The following is a 15,127-nucleotide window of genomic DNA, read 5'->3' as shown; positions in this document are numbered from 1 at the left end:
TCTCCACACGCCTGGGGGCTGATCATCCGAGTTGGCCTTGCGGTCGGGTGTCGATAGTCTCGCTCCGGTCATGGCGTACCGAAGTCTTATGATGATCGCCGCTGCATCTGCGCTCGCCGGATGCAATGCGGGGCTGGCCGAATGCGAGCGCGAGGCCAGGTCCGCTCTCCCGGAGGATGCAAGCTATCAGCGCATATCCGCACGCGAGGAGCCGGGAGAAACGCCGGCTATGACCTACTGGATCATCGATTATCTCGTTACCGAGCCTGGCGGATCGCCGCGGCTCGGAAATGTCCACTGCGCCTATATGCGGGACCTGGACGAGGCGGATGTCCGCGGCATCGCGCCGTCCCAATCACTCTGAGACGAGAGCGTCCTATCTGCCGTTCCTCTCGCTTGTGCTCGGCGCAATCGAGAAGGGCCTGAGCCGGATCTTCGTGCGATGGTCGTCCGATGCGATGTCCCCGCCGCCGACGGTCTGGCCGCGATAATAATGTTTCTGCCATTTATCGCCGCTGGTGGGCGAATTGGGGTCTTTCAGATCGCTGAGAAAGCCGGCGCGGCTGGCGGACCACGCCTTGAACTCGGCATAAAGTTCCGGATCGTCCTCGATCGCGCGAAACTCTGGATCGAAGCGTTCGATATCGCCGCGCTTGATCGGGTAGAGATGGCAGAAAACCTCACCCGGATCGAAACGGATCACCGTGTTCGCCCGCGTGAACTGCCAGTTCATCGTGAAGGTGAACGGCGTCCAGTCGGTTTCCACGACACCGGACAGCGGGGCGATCGCATCCTTCGGGCGGTTGATCGGTCCCTGAACCATCAGATCATAGCCGGGTTCGGTCCGGAACACCGCGTTGACATGAAAGGTGACGATGCCGTGCCCGAAATGGCTGATCGCCGGAACCTCGCCGGCGACATCAGGCGTGATGGCTATGGCATCGAGGCTCGGCTTCCCGTTCCACCATGCCGAAAAGCCCTCAGTGCAGAGCAATTCCCAGCCGTGCGCATTGGCGATGTTGAGCGGCAAACAGCGATAAGCATATCGTTGGCTGGTTGCGTCCATCCAGTCGCGCTCATGCGGCGCGGGGCGTATGGCGAAGGGTTTGCGTGGAAGGCCGTAAGCCGTGAGCTTGGCGCGGTCTGCCATCGATATGCCCCCTGAGTCCGTTCTCGTCTGTGCGATCGGTCTTCAGTAGAGCGACGAAAGCAGTCTTGGAACTGCCGAGATGCGTCAGGAGCGAGATAGCGGAAGCGGCCGACCTTGGGCCGGCCGCTCCATGTCGTTAGCGGACGCTGCCGCGACGGATCAGGTTTACGATGGCGAGCAGGATGATCGCGCCCAGGAAGGCGCTCAGCCAGCCATAGATGCCGCCGCCGCCCAGGGTCGGGCCGAACAGCACGCCGCCGATGAACGAGCCGATGATGCCGACGACGATGTTGAGGATGATCCCCTGCTGGCCGTCGGTGCGCATGACTATGCTCGCGAGCCAGCCGATGATGCCGCCGACGATAAGAAAGATGATGAAGTCGATCACGATGTCCTCCTGCGTGCCGTTTCGGGTCCGGTCCCCGCCGGATCTCCTGCGAACACTACGTGCGGAGACGCGGCTTGTTCCGTCCGGCAACAGGCGGGAAGCATCGGGAAACATACGAAAAGGGTCCGCTCCCGATGGAAGCGGACCCCGATGCGCACCGATGCGATGCGATCAGTATTTCTGTTGTCGTTCGTAGAGGGATTTATAATGCTGGATGCGCGTGACGCGGAGACCGGGCATGCCCGACCGTTCTACCGCGCGTTGCCATCCGGCGAATTCCTCTACGCTGAGGCCGTAGCGTTCACACGCTTCGTCGACCGTCAAAAGGCCTCCGCTGACGGCGGCCACGACTTCGGCCTTGCGGCGTACGACCCAGCGCGTCGTGCCGGCCGGAGGCAGGCTGTCGAGCGTGAGCGGTTCGCCGAGAGGACCAATGACCTGGTGCGGGCGGATCTTCTGATTCTCAAGCATGCGATACCTCGAACATGGTCCGTCGACCGTGACTGTTTCCCCGCAGCCGTCCTAAGGGGCCGGCTCCAAAGGAAAGTTTTCGCGGTAAGGTAAATGCGGTGATCATCATGTTCACCGCGCTCTTCCGCTGAAAAGCGCAGCGGCAGCTGCATGAAAGCTGCCCTGCGCATTACCCGTCGCCGCTGACTGCCCTGGCCCCGCAAGCAGGACGGCGACCGCCGGATGAACAGGGTCGATCGGCTCCTCATACACGTCGTCCGCCATGGCCAGCCGCGCCGTGGGCGTGGTGGCCTGATGTTCGGCGATGAGGGCGCAGAGCGTGGCGAAGTCCAGCGGGGCTTCGACCGATTGGGCTTTGTCGATGCGGAATTCGTTGATGTTGATCTTCATTCCGGCACCTGCCCATTCCCGTGACACACCAAGAAACGACGGGGCGAGGCGAATCTTTAGGGCTGAAACGAACTTTCCGACCGGTAATTTTGCGTAGGGCGCCGTCGATCAGGCCGCGCTTGTCGACGTTTAGGATGTTGATTCACCGCCTTTTCCCGAAATTGGCCCGAAATCCGCTGCCGAGCCGGGCCGCATCTGCTATGCGCCCGCCGATGGACGCGGAATTTCAGCTCGAGAAGGCGGTCGACGGCTCGCTCAAGGGGCGTCGGATCGTCGTCGCCATGTCCGGCGGCGTGGATAGTTCGGTGGTGGCCGCCCTGGCCGCTGCAAGCGGGGCGGAGACGATCGGCGTCACGCTCCAGCTCTACGACCATGGGGCCGCCGTCGGGCGCACCGGCAGCTGCTGTGCGGGACAGGACATCCGTGATGCGCGCGCCGTCGCCGATCGCCTGGGCATCGCCCATTATGTGTTCGACTATGAAAGCCGCTTCCGGGATTCGGTGATATCCGACTTCGCCGACGAATATGCGGCGGGGCGCACGCCGATCCCCTGCGTCCGCTGCAACCAGAGCGTGAAATTCACCGACCTGTTCGGTATTGCCCGCGATCTCGGGGCCGACTGTCTGGCGACCGGCCATTATGTCCGTCGTATGCTGGGCGAGGGCGGACGTCCCGAACTGCATCGCGCCGCTGATCCTGCACGCGACCAGAGCTATTTCCTCTTCGCGACCACGCGCGACCAATTGGACTTTCTCCGCTTTCCGCTGGGCGGGATGCCCAAGCCGCGCGTGCGCGAGATCGCGGCCGAGATAGGCCTGGGCGTCGCCGCCAAGCCAGACAGCCAGGACATTTGTTTCGTTCCCGATGGCGACTATGCATCGATCGTCAAGAAACTGCGCCCCGAGGCGGCCGAGGAGGGCGACATCGTCGATCTGTCGGGCAAGGTCGTCGGTCGCCACCGGGGGCTCATCCATTTCACGGTCGGACAGCGACGTGGCATCGAGATCGGCGGCAGTCCGGAGCCGCTCTATGTCGTCCGGCTCGAACCGGCGACCAAGCGGCTGATCGTCGGACCACGCCGCGCGCTCGCAGTAGCAGCGGCGCGGCTCGAGGATATCAACTGGATCGGCGAGGGGCATGAAGGCCCGATCACCGCAAAGGTCCGCTCGCTTGCCAAGCCGGTGCCCGCGCGCTTCGACGATGGCCTGCTCAGCTTCGATCAGCCCGAATATGGCGTCGCGCCGGGGCAGGCGGCGGTGCTCTATGCCGGCGACCGCGTGCTCGGCGGCGGCTGGATCGCCGAGACCGTGTCAGCCCGGCTGATGGACGCCGCCTGATCGCGTCGCGTCGCGTCAGCGGAGGGTGAAGACACCCTCGATCACCGTCACGCAGGTGCCGCCGAGATAGACCCGGTCACCCGCCAGTTCGACGTCGAGATGCCCACCCCGCGCCGATGCCTGATAGGCGGTGAAGCGCTTGCGGCCGAGCCTTTCCGCCCAATAGGTCGCGAGCAGGCAATGCGCCGAGCCGGTGACCGGATCCTCGTCGATGCCCGCGCCCGGCGCGAAAACGCGGCTTACGATGTCGCTGCTGTCGCCGGGCGCGGTGGCGATGAACAGTATATCGCCGAAGGCGCGCATCGCCCTGAAATCGGGATCGAGCGCGCGAACCGTGGCTTCGTCGGCGAAACGGAACAGCGCATAGCCGCCGTCGCGCCAGAGCGTGTCTTCGGGCATCGTGCCGAGAGCCGCCGCCTCGGCCGGCAGATCCTTCGGCACCATCGACCAGGCGGGCAGGGCGAGCCGGTATCGCTCGCCGTCGCGGCGGACCTCCAGCACGCCGGCCTGGCGGGTGGCGAAGCGCACAGCCTCCGGCGCGCCGTCGCGTGACAGCAACGCGTGTCCGGTCGCGAGCGTCGCATGGCCGCATAGCGCCACCTCGACCTCGGGGGTGAACCAGCGCAGCTCGAAATCGGCCTCGGGCCCCGCCCATGGAACGATGAAAGCGGTCTCGGCCAGATTGTTCTCGGCTGCGATCGCTTGCAGCGTCGCGTCGTCGAGCCAGGCTTCGAGCGGCATGACCGCCGCCGGATTGCCGGTGAAAGGGCGGTCGGCAAAGGCGTCGACCTGCTGGAACGGGATTTTCATGGGCAGATATCCTCGGATCGTTCGCGGTGTCCGGCGGGGTCGGGATGGATCAGCACTTCGACGCCCGGAAAGGCATCGCGCAGCTTGGCTTCGACTTCGTCCATCACCCGGTGCGCTTCGCCGACGGTCATGTCGGGATCGACCCAGACGTGGAATTGCACGAAATCCTTGTGCCCGGCGGTGCGGGTCTTGAGGTCGTGGATGCCGTGAAGCTCGGGGTGGCGCTCGGCCACCGCGATGAAGGCGCGCCGACGCTCCTCGGGCCATTCGCGGTCCATCAACTGGTCGATCGCTTCGCGCGACGCGCCATAGGCGCCGTAGAGCAGCCACAGACCGATCGCGACGCCTGCCATCGCATCGGCCCCGGCAAGGCCCAGTTTCGCTTCGATCAGCAATGCTGTGATCACGGCGGCATTGAGCAGAAGGTCGCTCTGATAATGGATCGCATCGGTACCGATCGCCACCGACCCGGTCCTTGCAATCACCCGGCGCTGATAGCTGACGAGCGCGAGGGTCAGGAACAGCGCTACGATCGACACCCAGATGCCGGCCATCGCATTGGCCGGGCTCTCGCCGGCCGCCAGCTGCTGGACCGAGTGAACGATGATCCAGAAGGCCGAGAGGCTGATCAGGACGACCTGGAAGAAGGCCGCGATCGCCTCTGCCTTGCCATGGCCGAAGCGGTGCTGCCGGTCGGCGGGCGTCGCCGCCAGACGGACGCTGTAGAGCGTGACCAGCGACGCGATCAGGTCGAGTACCGTATCCGCCAGTGAACCGAGCACGGCGGCCGAACCCGTCTGCCAGCTGGCATAGCCCTTGAGCAGAATCAGCGTGGTCGCGACCGACACCGACGCCATGCCGGCGCGGACATTGGGCGACAGGCTCATGCGGATGGGCTCACGGGTAGAGCATGCCTTCGCTCCAGCCTTCGCCCTCGCGCAGGAACAGCCGGCGCTCGTGCAGACGATGCGGACGGTCGAGCCAGAATTCGATCCGCTCGGGCACCACGCGAAAGCCCGACCAGTGCGGCGGGCGCGGCACGGGCTGGCCTTCGAAACGGCGGACCATCTCGTCATAGCGCGCCTCGAAGGTCTCGCGGCTGTCGAGCGGACGCGACTGTTCGGACGCCCAGGCGCCCAGCTGCGAATCCCGATGGCGCGTCGCGAAATAGGCATCGCCTTCCTCGGGACTGACCTTCAACACCGGGCCTTCGATGCGGACTTGCCGGCGCAGCGATTTCCAGTGGAACAGCAGCGCCGCGCGGCCGGTCTCGAGGATTTGGCCGGCCTTCCGGCTTTCATAATTGGTGTAGAAAACGAAGCCGCGCGCATCATGGCCCTTGAGCAGGACCATGCGGACAGACGGCTGCCCGTCCTGCCCGACGGTCGCGACCGCCATCGCTTCGGGATCATTGGGTTCGCTGGCCTTGGCCTCGGCGAACCAGTCGGCAAACAGGGCAAAGGGATCGGTGGTCATATGGCTCTGGTCCAGGAGAATCGGTCGGGAAGCAGCCTCATACCACGGCGGCCGCCGGCTCGGGGTGATCCGCATCAAGTCCGGAGGCGACACTTTCCAGCGCGCTGCGAAGCTGCGCCCGGTCGCCGGCCGGGCCAAGACATATGCGCAGGCCCGAGATCAGCTGCGGCTCGATCAGAGGCGCGGATGGCGGCGTCAGCTTGACCCCGGCGCGCATCGCCCGCGCGGCAAGCCTCTCGGCCGCGAGCTCGGGCAGGGGGAGCCACAGATGCGGGCAGCGCCCGTCGGCGGGCGGCACGAACGCATCGCCCAGCACCTGGCGCGCGATGTCGCCGCGCACGGTCAGTTCCTCGGCAATTTCTGCCATGATGTCGTCGGCGCTGCCGTCCTCCATCCACTGGCAGGCGATCATCGGCCCGATCGCGCAGGGCGCATAGACATGGGCACGAACCTGACGCAGCACCCGGTCGAGCAAATCGGCGTCGGGCAGGATCAGGTAACCGGTGCGCAGGCCCGGTGCGAGCGCCTTCGACGTGCCATTGATGTAGAGGGTGCGCTCCGGCGCATAGCTCGCGAGGGCCGGCGGCGCGAAGCCGGCGGCGAAGGCCGAGTAGAGGTCATCCTCGACGATCCACAACCCATGTTTGCGGGCAAGTGCGGCGATGTCCCGACGACGGGCGTCACCCATCGTCCGCCCTGTGGGATTTTGTAGCGTGGGCATGGTGTAGATCACGCGGGCACCGCTCTGCGCGGCACGCTCCAGAGCTTCCGGTTTTATGCCCTGTTCGTCCATGTCGAGACCGACCAGCCGGAGGTCGCAGCTCTGCGCGATCGAGCGGATCCCGAAATAGGTGGCGGATTCGGTCAGCACCGTGTCGCCCGGCCGGCACAGCGCACCGAGCGCATAGAGCATCGCCTGCTGCGCGCCATCGGTGATGACCATGCGATCGGCGCGGGCGTCGCCGAGCCCGCCGATCCGGCGAATCCAGGCGGCGGCGGCCTGGCGATGGCGTTCATGACCGGCGGGCGGGGCATAGTCGAGCAGCTGGCCGCTGTCCGCCCGGCGCGACAGCTTGGCAAGCGTCGTCGCGAAGCGCCTCTGCGCGGGGGCGGAGGGCGGCAGATTCTGCGCAAGGTCGATCGCTCCGCCTTCCGGATCATAAGCGGAGGGCATGGGGGCATTGCGGTCGGCGACGAAACTGCCGCGGCCGACGGTCGCGCTGAGCAGGCCCTGCCGCGCGGCCTCGCCATAGACCGCCGTCACCGTGCCGATACCGATGCCGAGCCGGTGCGCCAGCTCGCGATGCGGTGGCAAGCGCGTGCCCGGCGACAAGGTACCATTTTCGATGTCCCGTCGCAGCGCCCCGAGCAGGCGGCCCGATACGGTCGGATGTCCTTCGTCGAGGGTCGGGATCCACATGGTGCCGCCTATAATGTCATTGTGACAAAACTTGGATTGAGAATCGATACAATAGGCCGCAATGGCCTTGTGTCAATCCGTTCCAAGCCGACTCGGTGAGGGTCGAAGGAGGTCGATATGCTGCGCGTCACGATCATGGCTGCCGTCACATTCTGGCTGGTTGGATCCATTGCCGTCTGGGCGTCGTCACACATGGCCGCTACGGCAAGCTCGGCGATCAAAAAGTCCGCGAGGGAAAAGATGGCGGACTCGAGCTATCGCGTCGCGCGACAATTGGGGCGATGACATGGCACCTGAATTGTTGATTGCCCTTGTGACATTCTGCTTCGTGTCGAGTGTGACGCCGGGACCGAACAATATGATGCTGCTGTCGTCGGGTGCGACCTTCGGCTTTCGCCGCACCATCCCGCACATGATCGGGATCAGCGCAGGCTGCGTGGCGATGGTGCTGCTGCTCGGTTTCGGGCTGGCTGGGATCATCGGGCGCTTCCCATGGCTCTACCGCGCGCTGCACATCCTGTCCGCCGCCTATCTCCTTTATCTTGCGTGGCGGATCGCGACGTCGGTTGGCGTCGGCGGGCGGTCGGCGAGTGCGCGGCCATTGACCCCGCTCGACGCAGCGGCCTTCCAGTGGGTCAATCCGAAGGCCTGGGCAATGTGCCTCGGCGCGACAACCAGCTTTGCCCGGCCTGAGCATTTAACCAGCGACGTCATTCTGATCGCCACGGTCCTTGCGCTGGTTGGCTTCCCCGCCATCACCCTGTGGGCTGGCGGCGGCACGCTCGTCCGCCATTTGCTCGACCGGCCCAGAGCGTTGCGGGCGTTCAACCTCATCATGGCGGCCCTGCTTGTGGCCTCGCTCGTGCCCGGCCTGATCGAGCTGGCCGAAATGGCTTGATCGCAATCATTTGGGGGGACATCCTGACATATCATTGTCGAAGGTCCCCCCGATGAAATCCTCTTTTCTGTCTGGCGCAGCACTGATCGGCGTATCGCTGTTGGCGGCATCCCTGCAGGCCCAGCCCGCCGCCACAGCCGATCCCTATGCTGCGCTCGAAGAGGTCGACGGCGCCTCTGCGCTCGCGCAGGTCCGCCAGTGGAACGACCGTTCGCTGGCCGAACTGGAAAAGCAGCCGGGCTTCGAAACCTATCGCAGCCGCGCGCTCGCGCTGCTCTCCGACCGCCAGAAGATCGCCGCGCCCGATCAGGTGCTGGCGGGCCGCGTCGTCAACTTCTGGCAGGACGCAGACCATCCGCGTGGCCTGTGGCGGATCGCCTCGGTCGAGGCCTTTGCTGCGGGCAAGCCTGATTGGCGCACGCTTATCGATGTCGGCGCCCTCGGCAAGGCCGAAGGGCGCAGCTGGGCCTTCAAGGGCGCGACCTGCCTCGCGCCGGCCTATGTCCGCTGCATGGTCGCCTTGTCCGACGGCGGCGGCGATGCCGTGACCGAGCGCGAATATGATCTCGACCGTGGGGCCTTCGTCGAGGGCGGCTTCGTGGTCCCCGAGGCGAAGACCAGCGTCGCCTGGGACGGCCCCGACGCGCTCTACGTCGCGACCGACTTCGGCGATGGCAGCAAAACGGATTCTGGCTATGCGCGCCTCGTCAAGCGCTGGAAACGCGGAACGCCGCTGGCGTCGGCCACGCTGGTGGCGGAGGGTGAGCGCGCCGATGTCTCGATCAGCGCGCGCAGCGTCCATGACGGCCGGCGCAGCTGGGCGTGGGTCGACCGCCGGACTGACTTTTTCCATGGGACGATCCGCCATGTCGCAGCGGACGGACGGCTCGTGGCGTCGCCGCTGCCCGACGATGCCGAGGTCAACGACGTGATCGACGGCCGTCTGATCGCCACGCTCAAGAGCCCGTGGGAAGGTCGCCCGGCGGGGGCGCTGGTCGCCTACCGGATCGCTGATCTGCTGGACGGACGGAAGCCCGCAATCGAGACGGTGTTCGTTCCCACCGCGCGTCAGGCGATCGAGGAGGTCGAGACCGGCGGTCAGGTCGTCTGGATCAAGCTGCTCGACGACGTGTCGGGCAAGCTTGTCGCGGTGCGTCGGGGCGACGATGAACGCTGGTCGGCGACGACGGCGGCCTTGCCCGACAAGGCGACCGTCCACATCCGTGCGGTCTCCGGAAAGGACGATCGCGCCTTCGCGACGGTAGAGGCGATGCTGACCCCGCCCGCGCTCTACGTGGCGGCTCCGACGGGCAAGGCGGAGGTCGTGCAGGCGCTGAAGCCGCGCTTCGACGCCACCGGGATGGCGGTCGAGCAGCGCTTTGCCACCTCGAAGGACGGTACACGCATTCCCTATTTCCTCGTCCGCAAGAGCGGCGCGAGCGGACCCGTGCCGGCGCTCGTCCATGCCTATGGCGGGTTCGAGGCGGCGCAGACGCCCGCCTATCTTGTCAACGAGCCGTATCGCTCGGGGCCGGCGGCCCTGTTCTGGGTCGAGGAGGGCAATGCCTATGTCCTCGCCAACATCCGGGGCGGCGGCGAATATGGGCCTGCCTGGCACCACGCGGCGCTGCGCGAAAAGCGGCAGAATGCCTATGACGATCTCTATGCGGTCGCCGAGGATCTGGTGAAGGCGGGGATCAGCCAGAAGGGCCGGATCGCTGTTTCCGGTCGCTCCAATGGCGGCCTGATGGCGGGCGTCGCGATGACCCAGCGGCCCGACCTCTTCGGTGCCGCCGTGATCGGATCGCCGCTGCTCGACATGAAGCGCTATTCGCACCTGCTCGCGGGCGCCTCCTGGATGGGCGAATATGGCAATCCCGACGTCCCGGCCGACTGGAGCTTCATTGCGCGCTACTCGCCCTATCAGGCGCTGAAGGCGGGCGTGAAATATCCGGTGCCCTTCCTCTACACCTCGACCCGAGATGACCGCGTTCATCCCGGTCATGCGCGCAAATTCGCGGCCAAGATGGAGGCGATCGGTGCGCCCTTCCTCTATTTCGAGGCGCTGGAAGGCGGACACGCCGCCGGGGTGGAGCCCAAGGAGGACGCGCTGAGGGCAGCTCTGGTGGCGAGCTATCTCAACCTGCAGCTGCCGCGCTGACGGTTCGCGCCCATCGGCCGCAACCAAGGCGTCATAACTCTTCATTGCACTGCACAACGGGATGTGCTGACACTTGCGGCCATGATTCAGGCGGCTTTGCATCACCAGACGGTCTATCGCTATGACCGTCCCGTATCGCTCGGTCCGCAGGTGGTCCGCCTGCGCCCGGCGCCGCACAGCCGCACCGCCGTCAACAATTTCTCGCTGCGGATCACGCCCGAAAGCCATTTCATCAACTGGCAGCAGGACCCGCACGGCAACTGGCTCGCGCGGCTCGTCTTTCCCGAGAAGACGACCGAATTCTCGATCACGGTCGACCTGATCGCCGATCTGGTGGTGGTCAATCCGTTCGACTTCTTCGTCGAGGATTATGCCGAGACGCGGCCGTTCGTTTATGATGAGCGGCTCGCCGGCGATCTGGCGGCCTATTTCGATCAGGAGCCCCAAGGGCCGCTGTTCGATGCCTTCGTGGCGCAGTTCGCGACCGTCGAGAAAAGAACGATCGATTTCCTCGTCGACCTCAACTTGGCGATCAACCAGCGGGTCGGCTATGTCATCCGCATGGAGACGGGCGTGCAGACGCCCGAGGAGACGCTCCAGGTCGGCACCGGCAGCTGCCGCGATTCCGCCTGGCTCATGGTGCAGGCCGCCCGCCGGCTCGGCTTCGCCGCGCGCTTCGTGTCGGGCTATTCGATCCAGCTGACCCCCGATGTCGTGCCGATCGACGGTCCCAAGGGCGTCGCGGCCGACGTCTGCGATCTGCACGCCTGGGCCGAGGTCTATGTGCCGGGCGCCGGCTGGATCGGCATGGATGCCACGTCGGGCATGTTCGCGGGCGAGGGGCATATCCCGCTGGCCGCCGCGCCCCATTATCGATCGGCGACGCCGATCGAGGGATTTCTGCTCGAGCCGGCGCATGTCGATTTCCACTTCGACATGTCGGTCCAGCGCATCGCCGAGGCGGTGCGGATCACCAAGCCCTTTACCGAGGATCGCTGGAGCGCGCTCGATGCGCTGGGCGAGAAGGTCGATGCCGATCTGGTCGCGCAGGATGTCCGGCTGACTACGGGCGGAGAGCCGACCTTCGTCGCGCTCGACGATCCGGAGGCGCCCGAATGGAATGGCGACGCGGTTGGGCCGACCAAGGCCGGCTATGCCGACCGGCTGATCCGCAAGATGCGCGACCGTTTCGCGCCGGGCGGCATGCTCCATCATGGTCAGGGCAAATGGTATCCGGGCGAAAGCCTGCCGCGCTGGGGCTATTCGGTCTATTGGCGCACCGACGGCGTACCGGTGTGGAAAGATGCCGCGCTGATCGCCGGTGACACCACAGGACGCGCGATCGGCGAGACCGAAGCCGAAGCCTTCCTCGTGGCGCTCGCCGACGATCTGGGCGTGGGCTCGGAGATGGTCGTACCCGCCTTCGAGGATCCGGTCGAATGGTCGGTGAAGGAGGCGCAGCTTCCGGCCAATGTCGATCCGACCGATCCGAAGATCGACGATGCCGAGGCGCGCGCGCGAATGGTCAAGACCTTCGAGCGCGGCCTGGGCCGTCCGACGGGCTTCGTCCTGCCGATCCAGGCGTGGAATGCGGCGCAGGCTCCGACGCCCGGCCGCTGGCGGTCGGAGCGGTGGCAGTTGCGGCGCGGCCGGTTGTTCGTGGTGCCGGGCGACAGCGCCATCGGCTATCGCCTGCCGCTCGGATCGCTGCCCTTCGTGCCGCCGTCGGACTATCCTTATCTCCACCCGCGCGACACGACCGAACCGCGCGAGCCGATGCCGGATTTCTACCAGCAGCGCACACAGACGGTCGCACCGGCGGCCGACGGGCAGGCGCGACAGGACCGGCAGGAACAGGTTCCGATCGAGGGCGCAGTGCGCACGGCGCTGACGGTCGAGGCGCGCGAGGGCTATCTCGCGGTGTTCCTGCCGCCGACCGAGCGGCTCGAGGATTATCTCGATCTGATCGCGGCGGTCGAGGTGACCGCTGCCCGGACACAGCTGCCGATCCGGCTCGAAGGCTATGCGCCGCCGCCCGATCCGCGCCTCAACGTGCTGAAGATCACCCCGGATCCCGGCGTGATCGAGGTCAATGTTCAGCCGGCGTCGAGCTGGCGCGAAACGGTCGACATCACCACCGGCCTCTATGAGATGGCCCGCGAGATCGGGCTTACCGCCGACAAGTTCATGGTCGATGGGCGAGCGATCGGCACCGGCGGCGGAAACCATATCGTGCTGGGCGGGCGGACGGTGAACGACTCGCCCTTCATCCGTCGGCCCGATCTGCTCAAGAGCCTGATCCTCTACTGGCAGCGGCATCCCTCGCTCAGCTATCTGTTCTCCGGACTGTTCATCGGCCCGACCAGCCAGGCCCCGCGCATCGACGAAGCCCGCCACGACGGTCTGTACGAGCTCGAGATCGCGCTGGCCCAGGTGCCGGGGCCTGGCGAGGGCGAACCGCCAGCGCCCTGGGTCGTCGACCGGCTGTTCCGCAACCTGCTCGTCGACGTCACCGGCAACACCCACCGGACGGAAATCTGCATCGACAAGCTCTTCTCGCCAGACGGACCGACCGGACGCCTGGGTCTGGTTGAGTTTCGCGGGTTCGAGATGCCGCCCGAGCCGCGGATGAGCCTCGCCCAGCAACTGCTGCTCCGCGCGCTGACCGCCTGGCTGTGGCGCGAACCGCAAAAGGGCGGGCTGGTTCGTTGGGGAACGACCCTGCACGACCGCTTCCTTCTGCCGCATTTCGTCTGGGCGGACTTCATGGAGGTGCTGTCGGACCTGCGCCATGCCGGCTATGATTTCGACCCTGCCTGGTTCGAGGCGCAGCGCCAGTTCCGCTTCCCCATACACGGGACGGTCTGCGCCGGTGGCGTGACGCTCGAAATCTCCCACGCGCTCGAACCCTGGCATGTGCTGGGCGAGACCGGCGCGATCGGCGGCACCGTCCGCTATGTCGACAGCTCGACCGAACGGTTGCAGGTCCGAGCCACCGGGCTGGTCCCCGGGCGCCATGTGATCGCGGTCAATGGCCGGGCGGTTCCGATGACCCCAACCGGTGTGCCGGGCGAGGCGGTAGGTGGGGTGCGCTACAAGGCGTGGAAGCCGGCCAACTGCCTCCATCCGCTTCTCGACGCGAACGCGCCGCTGACCTTCGACGTGCTCGACCGCTGGAATAACCGTTCGCTAGGAGGTTGCGTCTATCATGTCGCGCATCCCGGGGGACGCAATTACGACACCATGCCGATCAACGATCTCGAAGCGGAAGCACGGCGGCGGGCCAGGTTCCAGGACCATGGTCATACGCCCGGCACAGTCGCGATTCCGATGGCGGAGAGGCCCAGCGAGTTTCCGATGACGCTCGACCTGCGCGCGCCGCCGAACTGGTGACAACCGCCATGCAGGGGGAGATGATGGCGGAACTGCCCGGAATGCCGAGCCTCGGAGAGGGGTGGCTTCGCAGCTATATCGCCAAAGCCGGCACCGCCGACGTCGTGCGCGGAGACGTGGGACGTGGCGCGCGCTGGTGGCAGAGCCTGTTCGACGGCGTGGCGCGGCAGAGCGAGGGGCGCCTCGACATGCTGCAGCAGCGCATGGTGCGGCAAGTGCGCGAACTGGGCACCGCCTTTCGTTTTCCCGGGGAGGAGGTCGAGCGGCCCTGGCCGGTCTCTACCATGCCTTTGCTGATAGGCGAGGATGACTGGGCGATCATCGCGGCGGGCATATCGCAACGCGCCGATCTCCTCGAACGAACGCTCGACGATCTGTTCGGCGGGCAGACGCTCATCGCTGGCGGTGCGCTGCCGGCAGCGCTGGTTACCGGCAACCGCGCTTTCTGGCGCTCGCAGATCGGGATCAAGCCGCCGGGCGGCTATCATCTTCACATCTACGCCGCCGACCTGGGCCGTGACCCGAGCGGACAGTGGCGCGTGCTGGACGATCATGTGCGCGCGCCGGTCGGTGCGGGCTATGCCCTCGAAAATCGCCTTGCGTCGACGCGGCTGTTCGGCGCGCTGCAGACCCGGCTGCACGTCGAGCGGCTTGCGCCCTTCTTCTCGGCCTTTCGCGAAGGGCTATCGGCGGTATGCCGGCGCTCGGAGCCCCGTATCGGCCTGCTGACGCCGGGGCGGTACAATCAGAGCTATGCCGAACAGGCACATCTCGCCCGCTATCTGGGCCTGCTGCTGGTCGAGGGCAGCGACCTTGCGGTGCGAGAGGACGGGCTGTTCGTCAGGACGATCGAGGGGCTCAAGCGGGTCGACGCGCTGTGGCGGCGGATCGACTCGCGCCTGCTCGACCCGCTCGCCTTCGATGCCGGATCGGCAATCGGCGTGCCGGGGCTGATGGATGCGATGGCGGCGGGGCAGGCGGTGATCGCCAATGCCCCCGGTGCCGGCGCGGTGGAATCGACCGCCATGGCGGCCTTCCTGCCGACGCTCGCCCGGCGGCTGATGGGCGAGGATCTGATCCTGCCGAACATCGCGACATGGTGGTGCAGGCAGGACGTACCCCGCGCGCAGGTCGAAGCGCGGCTCGACGAACTGCTGATCGCGCCCGCCTTCAGCGAAACTCCGGTCGGGCTGAAGCGCGGACGCCCGGTTCTCGCCTCGACGCTCTCGGACG

General features: G+C 66.3%; 15 protein-coding genes. 7 read left to right on the top strand and 8 right to left on the bottom strand.

Annotated elements, in window-relative coordinates; translation table 11 throughout:
• Window positions 1-88: 88 nt before the first annotated feature.
• A complete protein-coding gene (locus KAY22_RS15575; RefSeq protein ID WP_296624331.1) occupies window positions 89-364 on the top strand; it encodes a hypothetical protein in 276 nt (91 codons plus the stop codon).
• A gap of 12 nt (window positions 365-376) precedes the next feature.
• On the opposite strand, the gene KAY22_RS15570 is transcribed toward KAY22_RS15575, so the two are convergent.
• The 4 genes from KAY22_RS15570 to KAY22_RS15555 all read right to left on the bottom strand — a co-directional run bounded on the left by KAY22_RS15570 (window position 377) and on the right by KAY22_RS15555 (window position 2,399).
• Window positions 377-1,150, bottom strand: coding sequence for a DUF6065 family protein (locus tag KAY22_RS15570; protein ID WP_296624330.1), 774 nt, complete (start codon window positions 1,148-1,150; stop codon window positions 377-379).
• A gap of 136 nt (window positions 1,151-1,286) precedes the next feature.
• Window positions 1,287-1,535 (bottom strand): GlsB/YeaQ/YmgE family stress response membrane protein, encoded by a 249-nt coding sequence (locus KAY22_RS15565; RefSeq protein WP_296624334.1) that lies wholly within the window; start codon window positions 1,533-1,535, stop codon window positions 1,287-1,289.
• A gap of 174 nt (window positions 1,536-1,709) precedes the next feature.
• A complete protein-coding gene (locus KAY22_RS15560; protein ID WP_165321854.1) occupies window positions 1,710-2,009 on the bottom strand; it encodes a DUF1153 domain-containing protein in 300 nt (99 codons plus the stop codon).
• Between the two features lie 111 nt (window positions 2,010-2,120).
• Entirely contained in the window at window positions 2,121-2,399 is a 279-nt protein-coding gene (locus KAY22_RS15555; protein WP_296624329.1) for a hypothetical protein, read from the bottom strand.
• Window positions 2,400-2,611: 212 nt separating this feature from the next.
• Here KAY22_RS15555 and mnmA point away from each other — a divergent pair, with 212 nt between their 5' ends.
• The gene (gene mnmA / locus KAY22_RS15550; RefSeq protein WP_296624328.1) at window positions 2,612-3,736 is read left to right on the top strand and encodes a tRNA 2-thiouridine(34) synthase MnmA; all 1,125 of its coding nucleotides are present in this window, start codon (window positions 2,612-2,614) and stop codon (window positions 3,734-3,736) included.
• Between the two features lie 15 nt (window positions 3,737-3,751).
• On the opposite strand, the gene KAY22_RS15545 is transcribed toward mnmA, so the two are convergent.
• The 4 genes from KAY22_RS15545 to KAY22_RS15530 are packed head-to-tail and all read right to left on the bottom strand — an operon-like array spanning window position 3,752 to window position 7,442.
• Window positions 3,752-4,546 carry a PhzF family phenazine biosynthesis protein gene (locus KAY22_RS15545; protein WP_296624327.1) on the bottom strand — a complete coding sequence of 265 codons (795 nt, stop codon included), beginning with the start codon at window positions 4,544-4,546 and terminating at the stop codon, window positions 3,752-3,754.
• The gene (locus KAY22_RS15540; RefSeq protein WP_296624326.1) at window positions 4,543-5,433 is read right to left on the bottom strand and encodes a cation diffusion facilitator family transporter; all 891 of its coding nucleotides are present in this window, start codon (window positions 5,431-5,433) and stop codon (window positions 4,543-4,545) included. Before KAY22_RS15540 ends, KAY22_RS15545 begins: the two co-directional genes overlap by 4 nt.
• A 10-nt stretch (window positions 5,434-5,443) precedes the next feature.
• A complete protein-coding gene (pdxH, locus tag KAY22_RS15535; protein WP_296624333.1) occupies window positions 5,444-6,037 on the bottom strand; it encodes a pyridoxamine 5'-phosphate oxidase in 594 nt (197 codons plus the stop codon).
• 22 nt (window positions 6,038-6,059) lie between these two features.
• Window positions 6,060-7,442: a PLP-dependent aminotransferase family protein gene (locus KAY22_RS15530; protein ID WP_296624325.1), complete on the bottom strand. Its 1,383-nt coding sequence runs from the start codon at window positions 7,440-7,442 to the stop codon at window positions 6,060-6,062.
• Window positions 7,443-7,559: 117 nt separating this feature from the next.
• On the opposite strand from KAY22_RS15530, the gene KAY22_RS15525 reads away from it, so the two are divergent.
• The 5 genes from KAY22_RS15525 to KAY22_RS15505 form a co-directional block, all read left to right on the top strand.
• On the top strand, window positions 7,560-7,727 hold the full coding sequence (locus KAY22_RS15525) for a hypothetical protein (protein ID WP_296624324.1): 168 nt from the start codon (window positions 7,560-7,562) through the stop codon (window positions 7,725-7,727).
• A 1-nt stretch (window position 7,728) separates the two neighbouring features.
• A complete protein-coding gene (locus tag KAY22_RS15520; protein WP_296624323.1) occupies window positions 7,729-8,340 on the top strand; it encodes a LysE family translocator in 612 nt (203 codons plus the stop codon).
• A gap of 52 nt (window positions 8,341-8,392) precedes the next feature.
• The gene (locus KAY22_RS15515) at window positions 8,393-10,501 is read left to right on the top strand and encodes a prolyl oligopeptidase family serine peptidase (RefSeq protein WP_296624322.1); all 2,109 of its coding nucleotides are present in this window, start codon (window positions 8,393-8,395) and stop codon (window positions 10,499-10,501) included.
• Window positions 10,502-10,582: 81 nt separating this feature from the next.
• Complete coding sequence (locus KAY22_RS15510) at window positions 10,583-13,894, top strand: transglutaminase family protein (protein WP_296624321.1); 3,312 nt, start codon at window positions 10,583-10,585, stop codon at window positions 13,892-13,894.
• A gap of 8 nt (window positions 13,895-13,902) precedes the next feature.
• A partial coding sequence (locus KAY22_RS15505; protein WP_296624332.1) for a circularly permuted type 2 ATP-grasp protein occupies window positions 13,903-15,127 on the top strand: 1,225 nt, incomplete at its 3' end.

Source organism: Rhizorhabdus sp., from assembly GCF_018006725.1.
Taxonomy (GTDB): domain Bacteria; phylum Pseudomonadota; class Alphaproteobacteria; order Sphingomonadales; family Sphingomonadaceae; genus Rhizorhabdus.
Note: the sequence above shows the minus strand (reverse complement) of the source record. Positions and strands in the feature narration are given on the sequence as shown.

Bases quoted from the DNA above. Each gene is read 5' to 3' on its own strand.
- KAY22_RS15575 (WP_296624331.1), top strand. From the start codon at position 89: ATGATGATCGCCGCTGCATCTGCGCTCGCCGGATGCAATGCGGGGCTG.
- KAY22_RS15570 (WP_296624330.1), bottom strand. From the start codon at position 1,150: ATGGCAGACCGCGCCAAGCTCACGGCTTACGGCCTTCCACGCAAACCC.
- KAY22_RS15560 (WP_165321854.1), bottom strand. From the start codon at position 2,009: ATGCTTGAGAATCAGAAGATCCGCCCGCACCAGGTCATTGGTCCTCTC.
- KAY22_RS15555 (WP_296624329.1), bottom strand. From the start codon at position 2,399: ATGAAGATCAACATCAACGAATTCCGCATCGACAAAGCCCAATCGGTC.
- mnmA (WP_296624328.1), top strand. From the start codon at position 2,612: ATGGACGCGGAATTTCAGCTCGAGAAGGCGGTCGACGGCTCGCTCAAG.
- KAY22_RS15545 (WP_296624327.1), bottom strand. From the start codon at position 4,546: ATGAAAATCCCGTTCCAGCAGGTCGACGCCTTTGCCGACCGCCCTTTC.
- KAY22_RS15540 (WP_296624326.1), bottom strand. From the start codon at position 5,433: ATGAGCCTGTCGCCCAATGTCCGCGCCGGCATGGCGTCGGTGTCGGTC.
- KAY22_RS15530 (WP_296624325.1), bottom strand. From the start codon at position 7,442: ATGTGGATCCCGACCCTCGACGAAGGACATCCGACCGTATCGGGCCGC.
- KAY22_RS15525 (WP_296624324.1), top strand. From the start codon at position 7,560: ATGCTGCGCGTCACGATCATGGCTGCCGTCACATTCTGGCTGGTTGGA.
- KAY22_RS15520 (WP_296624323.1), top strand. From the start codon at position 7,729: ATGGCACCTGAATTGTTGATTGCCCTTGTGACATTCTGCTTCGTGTCG.
- KAY22_RS15515 (WP_296624322.1), top strand. From the start codon at position 8,393: ATGAAATCCTCTTTTCTGTCTGGCGCAGCACTGATCGGCGTATCGCTG.
- KAY22_RS15510 (WP_296624321.1), top strand. From the start codon at position 10,583: ATGATTCAGGCGGCTTTGCATCACCAGACGGTCTATCGCTATGACCGT.